Raw genomic sequence first — 14,194 nt, 5'->3', positions numbered from 1 at the left:
GTGGAGCGGTTCTTCGCGGCGGTGAACCGGAACCTGCTGCGCCAGCGGGACAACCTGGTGGTCGTGACGGAGGACATGCGGCTGCGCCGTGTCCCGGAGTTCACGCCGCTGTCGCCCGTGGTCCACGACTTCCGCGGCCTGCCCGCCGAGCAGGTCGAGCGCGAACTGCTGCGGATCCGCGAAGGCGTCCGCCGCCGCCAGCTGCCCCTGGACCGGTGGCCGTGGCTGGACATCCAGATCAGCCTGCACGGCGAGCGAGACGCCCGCATCCACTACAACAACAACAATTTCTTCAGCGACGGCATGGGCACCAGCCGTTTCCTGGACAACGTCTTCGGCCTCTACCGCGACCCGGACCGCGTGCTGCCCGACCTGGAGGTCAGCTTCCGCGACTGCGTCGTCACGCTGGCCGACATCGAGGCGTCGCCGCTCGGCCGGGAGTCCGAGCAGTACTGGCGCGACCGCATCCCCGAGTGGCCGGACGCGCCGGCGATCCCGCTGGCGGCCGGCGCGCAGGCCCGCGGCCGCTCGGAGCTGAACCGCCGCGAACTCGTGCTGTCCGCCGCCGAGTGGACCGCCCTCAAGCAGCGCGCCCGCGCCCACGGGCTGACCGACAGCAACGTCATGTACGCGGCGTACGCCGAGGTCGTCGCCGCGTGGAGCGGGTCGAGGCACTTCCTGCTCAACAACATGGTGACCCACCGGCTGCCGCTGCACCCGCAGATCGGCGAGGTGATGGGCAACTTCGCCTCGCTGTACCCGCTGGAGGTCGACTGGCGCGGCGACGACACCTTCGAGGCCAAGGCCCGACGGCTGCGCGCCCGCGTGTTGCAGGACATGCAGCACACCCACTGGAGCGGGGTGAAGGTGCTCCAGGCCCTCAACCGGCACCGCCGCACGCCCGGCCGGGCCGCGTGCCCCTTCGTGATCAGCAGCGGCCTGTTCATGGGCAAGTTCGACCGGCCGACCTACTCGACCCTGGAAACACCGCAGGTGCTGCTGGACTGCCAGTTCTGGGAGCAGGACGACGGCACGATGTGGATCGCCTGGGACGTCATCGAGTCGATGTTCCCCGACGGCGTGGTCGACGCGATGCTCGACGCGTTCCACCGGCTCGTGGTCGGCCTCGCGCACGACGACTCCTGGTGGCAGCGCACCGGGTTCGACCTCGTCCCCGACGCCGACCTGGCGGCCCGCCGGGCGCTCAACGCGCTGCCGCACGACGTGCCCGACGGCCTGCTGCACGACGCGCTCGCGCACCGCGCCGCCGACGCCGCCGACCGGATCGCCGTGCGCACCCCGACGACCGCGCTGACCTACGGCGAGCTGCACGGGCGCAGCGCGCACGTCGCGGCCTCCCTGGTCGACGCGGGCGCGAGCCCCGGTGAGCTGGTGCCGGTGGTGTTGCCGAAGGGGTGGGAGCAGTCGGTCGCCGTGCACGGGGTGTTGGCGGTCGGGTGCGCGTACGTGCCGGTGGACCCGGAGTGGCCGGCGGACCGGATCGCGCACCTGCTGAAGGCGACCGGGGCCCGGCACGCCGTGACGGTGGAGGCGTTGCGCGACCGGGTCGCGGGCCTGGGCGACGTGACCGTGCACGTGGTCGGGGCCGGGGTCGGGCAGCCGCCCCGCGCCATCGCCCGGCGTTCCCCGAGGGACCTCGCGTACGTCATCTACACGTCGGGGTCGACGGGGACGCCGAAGGGCGCGGCGCTGGACCACCGGGGGCCGCTCAACACCGTGCTCGACGTCAACGGGCGGTTCGGTGTCGGCGCGGACGACGTGGTGTTCGGCATCTCGTCGTTGTGCTTCGACCTGTCGGTCTACGACCTGTTCGGCACCACCGCGGCCGGCGCGACCCTGGTCCTGCCCGGCCCGGCCGAGTCCCACGACCCCCGCGCCTGGGTGTCCACGATCCGGTCGGCCGGCGTGACGGTGTGGAACTCGGTGCCGGCGTTGATGCAGCTGGCGGTCGAGGAGGCCGAGGCGACCGGGCTGGACCTGCCGTCGCTGCGGCTGGTGCTGCTCAGCGGCGACTGGATCCCCGTGGACCTGCCCGACCGGATCCGGCGCGTCGCCCCCCACGCCCGGGTGATCAGCCTGGGCGGCGCGACCGAGGCGTCGATCTGGTCGATCTACCACCCGGTCGACGTGGTGGACCCGGCGTGGACGAGCATCCCGTACGGGCGTCCGCTGGGCGGGCAGACGTGGCACGTGCTGGACGAGACCGGCGGGGACGCGCCGACCTGGGTGCCCGGCCACCTGCACATCGGCGGGGTCGGGTTGGCCGTGGGCTACTTCGGCGACCCCGAACGCACCACCGCGTCCTTCACCACCCACCCCCGGACCGGCGAACGGCTCTACCGCACCGGTGACCTGGGCCGGTACCTGCCGGACGGGACGATCGAGTTCCTGGGCCGGGCGGACTTCCAGGTCAAGATCCAGGGCTTCCGGGTGGAACTGGGCGAGATCGAGCACGTGCTGGCCCAGCACCCGGCCGTGGACCGCGCCCTGGTCACCGTCCAGGACGGTCCCGCCGGCCGCCGGCTCGTCGGCTTCGCCGCCGCGTCCGGCGCGGACGGGCCGGACCTGCGCGACTTCCTCGCCGAACGCCTGCCCAACTACATGGTGCCCGCGAGCGTGACCGTGCTGGACCGGCTGCCGCTGACCTCCAACGGCAAGGTCGACCGCCGCGCGCTCGACGCGCTGGCCCCCGCCGACGCCGCACCCGCCCGGGAGCACGTGCCGCCGCGCACCGACCTCGAAGCCGAGGTCGCCGCGATCTGGGCGGAGGTGCTGGAGGTGCCGCGCGTCGGGGTGTTCGACGACTTCTTCGACCTCGGCGGCCAGTCCTTCGCCGGGCTCCGCGTCATCAGCCGGATCTCCCGGCAGCTCGGCAAGCGGCTGTCGCTGGGCGCGCTGCTGTCCGGCCGCACCGTGGCCGCGCTGTGCGAGCAGCTCGACCGGGAGCGGACGTGGTCGGCGCTGGTGCCGCTGCGCGAGAACCCCGGCGCGCCCCGGGTGTTCCTGGTCCACCCGGCGGGCGGCAGCGTGCTCGCCTACCGGGGGCTGGCCGAGCTGGTCGACGCCGACTGGCACGCCCTGCAGGCGCCCGGCCCCGACTCGGACCAGGACGTGCCCGCCGACGTGGAGGACTTCGCCGTCCGCTACGTCGCGGAGATCCGCCGCGCCCAGCCGCACGGCCCGTACGTGCTCGGCGGCTGGTCGTCCGGCGCGGTCATCGCCGCCCACGTCGCGCACAAGCTGGAGCTGGAGGGCGAACGGGTGTCCCGCCTGTTCGTGTTCGACTCGCCCGCCCCGGCCCCCGCGCCCGAGGTCGATCCCGTGTCGATGCTGCTGTGGTTCCTCGAAGACCTCGACCTGGGGTTCCGCGCGGACGACGCGACGGCGGACGAACGCGCCGAGCTGTCGGCCGTCGCCGGGCCCGACCGCCTCAGCGCCGGCCTGGCCCTGCTCGAACGCCGCACCGGCCGCGCGGTCGCCGTGGACGAGGCGCACCTGCGGCACACCTACGCGGTGTTCACCGGCGTCGTGCGCGCGTGCCGCCGCCACAAGCCGACCGTCATCGGCGCCGACGTGCTGGTGGTGCGCGCCGCCGACGGCGTGGTCAGCGAGTTCGCCGACCACCCGCACGCGGCGGACGCCGACTGGGGCTGGCGCACCCTCACCACGGGCTCGGCGACCGGGGTCGTCCTGCCCGGCACCCACTACACGCTGCTCACCGACCGGCACGTCACCCCCGTCGCGGACGCGGTGCGCGACCACCTCGAACCAGTGCTGGAGGCACGATCGTGACCCGCGACTTCCCCCTGTTCGTGGACGTGCTGCGCGCGCACGCCGAGGAACGGGCCGACAAGACCGCCCTCGTCGTGCTGGCCGACGGCGAGACGGAGCACGACCGGCTCACCTACGCCCAGCTCGACGCCCGCGTGCGCGCCCTCGCCGCCCGCATGCGGCACGCGGGCCTGGCCGGGGAACGCGTGATCATCCTGCTGCCGACCGGCGTCGAGTACGTGCTCAGCGTCCTGGCGTGCCTCTACGCGGGCGCGGTGCCCGTGCCGCTCAACCCGCCCACCAAGAGCAGCCACCGCGAGCGCGTCGACCACGTGGTGCAGGACTGCCGGCCCGCGCTGGCCATCGTCGCCGCCACCGACGGGCCGATGGCGCACCTGCCCGAGGAGTACGGGTGCGCGCTGTGGCAGGCCGACGACCTGGAGGGCCACGACGCGCCGGCGTGGAGCCCGCCCGCGACCGGCCCGGACGACGTCGCCTACCTCCAGTACACCTCCGGGTCCACCAGCCGCCCCCGCGGCGTGGTGGTCACCCACGACAACATCGTCTACCAGCCCGCGCTGTTCAGCACCGGCCTCGGCATGGACGCCCGGGACGTCGTGGTCACCTGGCTGCCGCTGTTCCACGACTTCGGCCTGATCGCCGGGCTGTTCATGCCGCTGCTGCTGGGCGCGACCACCGTGATGATCCCGCCGCCGGTGTTCGTGCAGCGGCCCCTGCGCTGGCTCGCCGCCATCAGCCGGTACCGCGCCACGGTGTCGTTCAGCCCCAACTTCCCGCTGGACCTGTGCTGCGAGCGCGTCACCGAGGAGGAGAAGGCGACCCTGGACCTGAGCGGCTGGCGGGTGCTGGCGATGGGCGCCGAGCCGATCCGCGCCGACACGCTGGAGCGGTTCGCCGAGGCGTTCGCCCCCTGCGGGTTCCGCCGCGACGTGTTCCGCACGGCCTACGGCATGGCCGAGTCGACGCTCGCCGTCGCCACGCACCCGCCCCGCGACGGGGCCAGGGTGATCGAGGTGGACGTCGAGGGCTTCGGGCACGGCCGGGTCGACGTCGTGCCGCCGGGCACCCCCGGTCCGCGCCGCCAACGCCTGCTCAGCAACGGTCCCGCGCTCGGCGACACCGAGGTGCTCGTGGTGGACCCGGAGACCCGCCGACCGCTGCCCGAGGGGCGGGAGGGCGAGCTGTGGCTGCGCGGCCGCACGATCGCGGCCGGCTACTGGGACCGCCCGGACGACACCGCCGAGACCTTCCGGGCCCACCTGGCCGACGGCTCCGGGCCGTACCTGCGCAGCGGCGACCTCGGCGCGGTGATCGACGGCGAGGTCTACCTCACCAGCCGTCGCAAGGACCTGATCATCATCCGCGGGCGCAACCACCACCCGCAGGACATCGAGCTGACGATGACCGACGCCCACCCCGCGCTCAACCGGGGTCTCGGGGTCGCGTTCTCCGTGGACGTGGACGGCGAGGAGCGGTTGGTCGTCGTCCAGGAGCTGAAGCGCTCCGAACGCGGCAAGCACGACCTCGCCGAGGTCGCGCGGAGGGTGCGCGGGGCCGTCGCCGAGGAGCACGAGGTCGCCGTCGACACCGTCGTGTTCATCCGGCCCGCGTCGCTGCCGGTGACCACCAGCGGCAAGGTGCGCCGGCAGTTCACCAAGCAGGAGTACCTGCGCGGCGCGCTCAAGGTGGAGTACGTCTCCGGCCCGGTGACCCCCGCGCAGCCCGTCGAGCCGGTCGGGGAGCGCGACACGGCGGCGGTGGTCGAGTGGCTGCGCGCCCGCGTGGCGGCCCGGACGGGCCTCGCGCCCGCCGAGGTCCCGGTCGACGCCACGTTCGGCGGCCTGGGGCTCGACTCGGCCCAGGCGCTCGGCCTCACCGGCGACCTGGCCGCGTGGCTGGGCCGGCCCGTCGACCCCGCGACCCTCTACGGCAACCCGACGATCCTCCGCCTGGCCGTCGCGCTGACCACCGGCGGCGACGCCCCCGCGGTCGAGCCGGCGGCCCGGCCCGCGGCGTCGGCCGAGCCGATCGCCGTGATCGGCATGGCGTGCGCGTTCCCCGGCGCGGGCTCGGTGGACGACTACTGGTCGCTGCTGGTGGAGGGGCGCGACGCGGTGACCGAGGTGCCGCCCGACCGCTGGCCGACCGACTCGTGGTACCGCGAGGGCCCGCCGGCCCCGGGGCACAGCAGCACCAAGTGGGGCGGCTTCCTGCCCGACGTCGCCGGGTTCGACGCGCGGTTCTTCGGCATCTCCGCCGAGGAGGCCGCGGCGATGGACCCGCAGCAGCGGCTGCTGCTGACCACCGCGTGGCGGGCGCTGGAGGACGCGGGCATCCCGGCCGACGCCCTCGCGGGCACGAACACGGGCGTGTTCGTCGGCATCGGCACCACCGACTACGGCCGGCTCATGGTCCGCGACCACGTCGAACCCGGCCCGTACACCGGCACGGGCACCTCGCCCAGCGTCGCGGCCGGTCGCGTGTCGTACTTCCTCGACCTCACCGGCCCGGCCGCCTCGATCGACACCGCGTGCTCGTCGTCGCTGGTGGCCGTGCACCAGGCGTGCGAGAGCCTGCGCCGGGGCGAGTGCGACACCGCGATCGTCGGCGGGGTCAACCTGCTGCTCGACCCGGACCTGGTGGTCGCGTTCTCCCAGGCCGGGATGATGTCGCCGACCGGCCGGTGCCGGACCTTCGACGCCGCGGCGGACGGGTACGTGCGCGGCGAGGGCTGCGGCGTGGTAGTGCTCAAGCGGCACGCCGACGCCGACCGGGACCGGGTGCACGCGCTGGTCGTCGGCTCCGCGGTCAACCAGGACGGCCGCAGCAACACCCTCACCGCGCCCAACGCCCTGGCGCAGCGGGCCGTCCTGCGCCGCGCGCTCGCGGCCTCCGGCCTCGCCCCCGGCGACGTCGGCTACGTCGAGGCGCACGGCACGGGCACGAGCCTCGGCGACCCCGTGGAGCTGGCCGGGATCGCGGCCGTCTACGGCGCGCCGGACGCGGAGGACCCGCTGTGGGTCGGCTCGGCCAAGACCAACCTCGGCCACCTGGAGGCCGCGGCGGGCGTCGCCGGGCTCATCAAGGCGGTCCTGGCGGTCGAGCGCGGCCTCGTGCCGCCCAACCTGCACTTCGACCGGCTCAACCCGCACATCTCGCTGGACGGCACGCGCTGCGCCATCCCCACCCGGCCGCAGCCGTGGCACGACGACGCGCGCCCCCGGACCGCCGCCGTCAGCTCGTTCGGGTTCAGCGGCACCAACGCGCACGTGATCGTCCGACAAGCGCCGCGCACCGCACACCGGGCGGACGACGACGCGGAGACGTGGCGGATGCTGCCCGTCTCGGCCAAGGGCGAACGCGCCCTCGCCGACCTCGCCGACGCCGTGGCCGAGGCGCTCGACCGGCCCGACGCCGACTTCGCCGCCCTGTGCCGCGCCGCCCACCGCCGCACCCGCTTCCCGCACCGCGCCGTCGTCGTCGCCCGCACCGCGGCGGAGGCGTCCGGGGCGCTGCGCGAGCACCGGGCGGGCACGCCGTCGGCGTTCGTCCTGACCGGGACCGCGCCGGACACCGGACCGGGACCGCTGGCCTGGCTGTTCCCCGGCCAGGGGTTCGCGCGCGCCGGCATGGCCCGACCGCTGCACCGGCGCCACGAGGTCGTCCGCGAGGCGCTGGCCGAGGTGGACGCGCTCGTGCGGCCCGAGCTGGGCGCCTCCCTGCTGCCCGTGCTCGCGGGCGAGCCGGGCGACCTGGTCGACCTGACCCGCACCGGCTACGGGCAGCCCGCGATGTTCGCCACCCAGTACGCCATCGCCCGGCTGTGGCAGGAGTTCGGCGTCCAGCCGGACTACCTCATCGGGCACAGCCTCGGCGAGTTCGCCGCCGCGGTGATCTCCGGCGTGCTCACGCTGGACGACGCCACCGGGCTCGTGCTGCTGCGCGCCCGGCTCATGGAGCAGACCCCGCCCGGCGCCATGTACGCGGTCCGCACCGCCCACGTCGACGAGCTGCTGCGCGAACTCGCGGACGACGCCGTCGCCGTCGCGGCGTTCAACGGGCCCGAGGACGTCACGGTGTCCGGCACCGAGGACGCCACCGAGGAGTTCGCGGCCCGCTGGGTCGCCCGCGGGGCCAAGGTGACCAGGCTCAACGTCACCCGCGCGTTCCACTCGCCGCTGATGGACCCGGTGGTCGAGACCTTCGCGGAGCAGGCCCGGCACGTCCGCCACCACGAGGGCCGGATCCCGATCGTGTCCACGCTCACCGGCGATGTGCTGCCCACCTCCGGGCTGACGGCGGCGCACTGGGTGAACCAGCTGCGCCGGCCCGTCCGGTTCGCCGAGGGGCTGCGGACGCTCGCCCGGCTCGGTGTCCGGCACTTCGCCGAGATGAGCCCCGAACCGGTGCTGTCCCCGCTCGGGCCGCGCACCGTGCCCGACGGCGTCTGGCTGCCCAGCGGTGGGCGGCAGGACGGCGACGACCGGCGGCTGGTGCTGTCGCTGGCGCAGTGGCACGCCGTCGGCGGCGACCTCGCGCGCCCCGACGACGGCCCCGTCGACCCGGCCGTGCTGCCGGGCCACCCGCTGCGCGCGGACCGCCACTGGTACGCGCCCGGCGCCACGCCGACGCGCCGGGTTCCGGCGCACCCCCTGCTGGGGCAACGGGTCGACATCGCCGGCGCGCCCAGCGAGTGGTTCGCCTCCGAGCTGGGCGCGACGCGGCCGTGGTTCGCCGAGCAGCACGAGATCGGGGGAGTCGCGCTGCTGCCCGGCGCGGCGATGGTCGAGTGGATCACGGCCGCGGCGAAGGCGGTGTTCGGCGGGGACGTCCTGACGCTGGACGACGTCCGGTTCACCAGCGCGCTGGCGCTCGCGGCCGGTCGGACGACGGCGGTGCAGGCGGTCGTGGACCCGGCCGGGGGAGCGGTGGACTGCTTCGCCCGGGACGGCGACGGCGACCGGTGGACCCGCCGGGCGCAGGCCGCCGCCGTGCGGCGCGGTGCGCCGGAGCCCGAACCCGGGCGGCCGGCGGCGGAGGCGGTCGCCGGGTTGCGGCCGCAGGACGTCGAGGCCCTGTACGCGCGGTTCGCCCGCGCCGGCATGGTGTACGGGCCCGCGTTCCGCGGCGTGCGGGAGTTGTGGGCCGGGCGGGGCGAGGCGGTCGGCAGGGTCGCCGTCGAGGCTCGATCCGCCGAGGACGCCTGGTACACGCTGCACCCCGTGGTGCTCGACGCGTGCCTGCACGTGGCCGCCGCGGTGGTGCCGGAGCTGTCCGGGCCGCTCGTGCCGGTGGCGGTGGAGCGGGTCGTGGTGCGCGGGACGGCGCCCGGCGACCTGTGGTCGCACGTCCGGTCGCGCGGGACGCGGGACGGTGGCGAGCACGTCGTGGACGTGCGGCTGACCGATGCCGGGGGTGTCGTCCTCGCGGAGCTGCACGGGGTGACGCTGCGACCCTTGCCGGCGGCCGAACCGCCCCTGCTGCGGTACGCGGTGGACTGGGTGCGGGCGGACGCGCCGGCGGTGCCCGCGGTCGGCGGCGAGTGGCTGCTGGTCGGGGCCGAGGACGTCACGCGCGAATGGCGGGAACGCCTGCGGGACAGGGGGATCCGGACGACCGGGTACCGCGGCCAGGAGCCGGCGGACGACCTGGCCGGGATCGTCGTCGTCGGCGCGGAAGCGGCCGGTGACGACCTGGCCGGCTTCGAGGAGGCCGCGCGCGACGTGGTGCTGCCGCTGCGCCGGCTCCTGGCGGACCTGGCCGGCCGGCGCGTGACGATCGCGCTGTGCGCCCGGCGTGCGGCGGGGTCGGGCCTGGCCGGCGCGGCGCTCGCCGGGGTGGCCGCCTCCCTCACCGCCGAGTACCCCGACCTGCCGGTCGTGCACGTCGACCACGACGGGACGGCCCACCCCGCCGACGTGCTCGCCCGCGTCGTCGGGCTGGGCGGGTCCGGCAGGCTCGCGGCGCACGACGGCGAGTGGCGCCAGGCGCGGTTGCGGGCCGCGGAGCCCTCCGGTGAGAAGCCCTCCCTCCGCGCGGACGGGACGTTCCTCGTCACCGGCGGCTGGGGCGCGCTCGGGCGCGTCACCGCCCGCCACCTGGTCGAGCACGGCGCGCGGCACGTCGCGCTGCTCGGCCGGAACCGGCCCGCGACGGACCCGGACTGGGTGCTCGAACTCCGCGAACGGGCGGAGGTCGTGCTGCTCGGCGCGGACGTCGGCGACGAGCGCGGCCTGCGCGACGCCCTGGCGAAGATCGCCGCCGACATGCCCCCGCTGCGCGGTGTCGTCCACGCCGCCGGCGTCACCGACGACGGCCCGTTCACCGACCTCGACTGGGCGCGGTACGAGCACGTGCTGGCCGCCAAGGCGCGTGGCGCGTGGCACCTGCACCGCCTCACCCGCGACGAGCCGCTCGACCTGTTCGTCCTGTTCTCCTCGTTCGCCTCGCTCGTCGGCTCCGCCGGGCAGGCGAACTACGTCCTGGCCAATGCGTTCCTGGACGCGCTGGCGGACGCGCGGCGGGCGCAGGGGCTCCCCGCCACGAGCGTCAACTGGGGACCGTGGTCCGACGGCGGCCTCGCCGCCGCCCGCGAAGGGCTGGCCGACGCGCTGCGGCGGGGCGGCCTGCACGGCATCGGCGACGCCGAAGGCGCGGCGGCGCTGTCGGCCGTCCTCACCGGCGACCACACCCGGCTCGGCCTGGCCAAGGTCGACTGGGACCGCTACGTCGCGGTCAACGGCGGCGCGGCGAAGCGGACGCTGCTGGCCGACCTCGCCGCGACCGCCACCGCCGCGCCCACCCCGGCCGCGGCCCCGGACGTGAGCGAGCTGGTGCTCACCGACCCGGAGAGCGCGGAGGCCGAGGTGACCGCGCTCCTGCTCCGGGAGACGTCGTTGCTGCTCGGCCTGAGCGCCGTCGACCGGGAGGAGCTGCGCGGGCGGTTCCCGGACACCCGGCTGGCCAACCTCGGCCTGGACTCCCTCATGGCGGTGCGGCTGCGGGACCGGCTGCTCACCGGGCTGTCCGTCGCCCTGCCCGGCGAGGCGCTGTTCGACGGCAGCACCGTCCGCGACATCGTCCGGGACCTGTGCCGGCAGATCGCGCTGAGGGCCGTCGTGCGGGAGGAGGACGTGCCGGGCTCCGACGACCTGGAGGTCGTCCGGCTCTAACGGCAGCAGGTGTCCGCGAGGGTTTCGACCGTCGGCGGCGTTTCCGCCCCCTGGGCGCGCGTCGCCGACCGGTCGGGCCCGTACATGATCACCGCGACGCCGACCAGGCAGATGCCGACCCCGATCAGGTCCCAGCGGTCCGGGCGGAACTTGTCGACCACCACGCCCCAGATCAGCGCGCCGAGGATGAACACGCCGCCGTACGCCGCCAGCACCCGGCCGAAGTTCGCGTCCGGCTGGAGCGCGGCCACGAAACCGTAGAAGCCGAGCACGACCACGCCGGCCGCCAGCCACAGCAGGCCGCGGTGCTCCCGCAGACCCTGCCAGATCAGCCACGTGCCGCCGATCTCGGCGAGCGCGGCCAGCGCGAACAGGACCACGGACTTGATGGGCATGGGGCCATGATAGGTGACCCCACGTGATGTCCGGACACGCTCAGTGCCCGGAAGGTCACACGTGATCCGCGTCATGCTCCGAAAAGGGGTGCGAGTTCGCGCATTCGCCGCGATCACGCCACGTCAATGCGCGCCGACAATGCGCCGCCACCGTTCGGTCGGAATTCCGGAACCGGTCCGGGGTGGTTTCGAACAATGGGAAACCGCCGGTCGGCCCGGCCGTTCCGTCGTCCGCGCGGGTGCGGCGGAGTAGGATAGGGGGCATGGAATCTGGGCAAATGACGGTCGCGGGCTTGTCGAAGCGCACCGGGGTTCCGAGCGACAGCATTCGGTATTACGAACGGGTCGGCCTGCTGCCGAAACCTCCGCGCAGCCGGGCCGGGTACCGGCGGTACGGCGAGGACGCCGTGGACCGGCTGCGGTTCATCCAGGGCGCGCAGCGGCTGGGGCTGCGCCTGCGCGAGATCAACGACCTGCTGTCGATCCGCGACACGGGCACGTGCCCGTGCGGTGACGCCGCCGTGCTGCTGCGCGAGCGCATGGAGGAGATCGACCAGGAGATGAAGCGCCTCCAGGCGCTGAAGAAGGAACTCTCGGCCATGGTGGGCAGCCTGCCCAGCGCGAACTGCCCGAACCCCGAGCCGGGCGTGTGGCGTCCGCCGGCCCGGATCGCCGGCTGACGACGACGAGGGGGCGCTCCGACCCGGGTGATCGGAGCGCCCCCTTTTCGCACGTGGTCAGCCCGCGACCTCCGCGCGTTCGCGCGACCGGCGGGTGAAGTACGAGATCGGGATCACCGCCAGGGTCACGCCCAACCCGACGACGATGACCTCGACGCCCCACTGGAGACCGCCGAACACCAGCAGGACCACGTTGAACAGGAACAGGCCCACGGCCACGCCGACGAACGGCCTGCCCAGCCGGAAGCCGCCGTCGTCGTCACGCCGGTAGCGCCGCAGCGTCAGGTAGGCGAGCGGCAGCAGGACGAACACCATCAGGTAGCCGAAGGTGGCCGCGGCCACGACGCTCACCACCTGGGTGCCGAACACCACCAGCATGATGATGATCACCACCGCGTCGAACATGATCGAGCCGACCGGCGCGCCGCGCTTGTTCATCCTGCCGAAGATCTTGGGCAGGTGCCCGTCCTGCGCCATCTGGTGGATGGTGCGGGAGGAGCCGATGATGAAGATCTCGGCGCCCAGGACGAGGACGGCGGCGAGGCCGAGCCCGACGACGTGCCGGCCGGCGGGGCCGAGCGTGATGCCGCCGATCTCGGCGAAGACGGTGAAGGGGTCGCGCTGGAGCCCTTCGACGCCGACGACGCCGAACATGCTGACGGGGACGAGGGTGAAGGCGGCGATGGCGATGACGGCGGAGATCGACATGACGCGCTTCATGTGGCGTTCGGGTTGTTTGATCTCCGCGCAGACGGTGGAGGCCATCTCGGCGGCGTAGGCGGCCCAGGTGGCGATGAAGGCCCACTTGAGGACGACGCCGACGACACCCCAGGCGCCGGTGGGCGCGTCCTCGGGGAGCTGGGTGGGCAGGACGCGGGCGATGTCGAACGTCTCGGGGTGGAACACCGGGGTCAGGACCACGACGGAGACGACCGCGAGGGCGACCACGGCCAGGGCGGCGTTGACCATGGTGGACAGTCGCAGGCCGAGGGCGGTGATGAAGTACAGGGCGATGCCGATGAGGACGGCGAGCAGGATGACGTTGCCCTCGGGCCAGAACAGCGACTTCAGGTAGGTGGCGGCGAGGATGAGGTTGACCGCGATGCCGGGGGTCCAGGCGAACCAGTAGGACCACGACGACAACGCCCCCAGCGTCGGCGACCCCTTCGCGGTGGCGCGGTAGGCGAACTGCGCCGTGCCGCCCGCGCGCCCGGTGAACCGCGACGCCAGCTCGGCGATCAGCAGGCACTGCAACGCGCCCACGATCGCGGTGGTGATCCAGACCCAGACGGACGCGTTGCCGATCTCCGCGGCCATCTCGGCCATCGAGACGGAGATCATCAGGGACGCGCCGACGGCGACCAGGATCGACGTCCACCAGGACGCGGTCACGGGCAGCAGGCTGCGGCCGGGGAACACCGCCTCCTCGCCGCCGCGTTGACCGCCTCGCGGTAACGCGACGGTGGTGCTGCGGGCGGGCGAACTCTCGCGTGCTTCGGACACGGGACCTCCTCGGGTGCGGGCGCGTCGAACAGGCCGTCTGACGGCCATGAGGACCCCGGATGTCCACGGTTGCGTCGTCCACCACTGCCGAACCGGACGGCATGGGCGTCCACAGTGGCCCGGAACCCGCGACTGGTCCCGGCGGAGCGGTGAACGCAGGTCGACCGCTCGTCGCAACGCCGTGGAATGGGAACCGGCGACGGCCCGCGCGCGCAACGGATCCCGGGGGAAAGCGCTCGGATCGTTACCGGCGTTGCTCCACCGGGGTGATCGCGCTCCCGCACTCGGCCGCCTGGGCGGGGCCGGCGCCGGGGTTGACTTGAAGTCGGGTTCAACTACGAGACTACGACCGGCAATCGACCCCGGATGACCACGAGCGAATCGAACGGGGACTCCCCGCCGCGACCGGGGAACCCGGCGGACCACAGAGGACTTCTCCGTTCGCGCCACCGGACGGACGCGATCACGCGCGCACCTCACTGGGGGAGCCGCGCTTCGTTCACAGCTTGGAGGGCTGGCTGGCCATGGCAAACCTGCTGAAGAAGGCGTACGACGCCACGTGGGGGAAGTACGTCTTCGCCGGGATGTACGACAAGTTCCTGGCGAAGGTGGAGGGGTACGGGCTGTCGGA

Annotated in this window: 4 protein-coding genes and 1 pseudogene; 3 read left to right on the top strand and 2 right to left on the bottom strand. The window is 74.3% G+C overall.

Features of this window, described 5'->3' with window-relative positions; translation table 11 throughout:
- A partial coding sequence (locus ACWEFJ_RS38450) for a non-ribosomal peptide synthetase (RefSeq protein WP_449716816.1) occupies positions 1–3,813 on the top strand: 3,813 nt, incomplete at its 5' end.
- Positions 3,810–10,985, top strand: coding sequence for a type I polyketide synthase (locus tag ACWEFJ_RS38445; RefSeq protein WP_449716815.1), 7,176 nt, complete (start codon positions 3,810–3,812; stop codon positions 10,983–10,985). The genes ACWEFJ_RS38450 and ACWEFJ_RS38445, both read left to right, overlap by 4 nt.
- Positions 10,986–11,059: 74 nt before the next feature.
- Here ACWEFJ_RS38445 and ACWEFJ_RS38440 read toward each other — a convergent pair.
- Positions 11,060–11,380, bottom strand: a pseudogene (locus ACWEFJ_RS38440) (YnfA family protein); the annotation flags it as partial.
- Positions 11,381–11,643: 263 nt separating this feature from the next.
- Between ACWEFJ_RS38440 and ACWEFJ_RS38435 the strand changes: the two are divergent.
- Positions 11,644–12,060, top strand: a complete 417-nt coding sequence (locus tag ACWEFJ_RS38435) for a heavy metal-responsive transcriptional regulator (protein ID WP_449716814.1) — start codon at positions 11,644–11,646, stop codon at positions 12,058–12,060.
- A 57-nt stretch (positions 12,061–12,117) separates the two neighbouring features.
- Here the strand turns inward: ACWEFJ_RS38435 and ACWEFJ_RS38430 are convergent, their stop codons facing one another.
- Positions 12,118–13,563, bottom strand: a complete 1,446-nt coding sequence (locus tag ACWEFJ_RS38430) for an APC family permease (RefSeq protein WP_378098456.1) — start codon at positions 13,561–13,563, stop codon at positions 12,118–12,120.
- Positions 13,564–14,194 lie beyond the last annotated feature (631 nt).

Source organism: Actinosynnema sp. NPDC004786 (assembly GCF_053601135.1).
This window is presented reverse-complemented; position numbering and strand designations above follow the sequence as displayed.

What these genes read in the sequence shown, in the direction of transcription:
- ACWEFJ_RS38435 (WP_449716814.1), top strand. Translation starts at nt 11,644, where the DNA reads ATGGAATCTGGGCAAATGACGGTCGCGGGCTTGTCGAAGCGCACCGGG.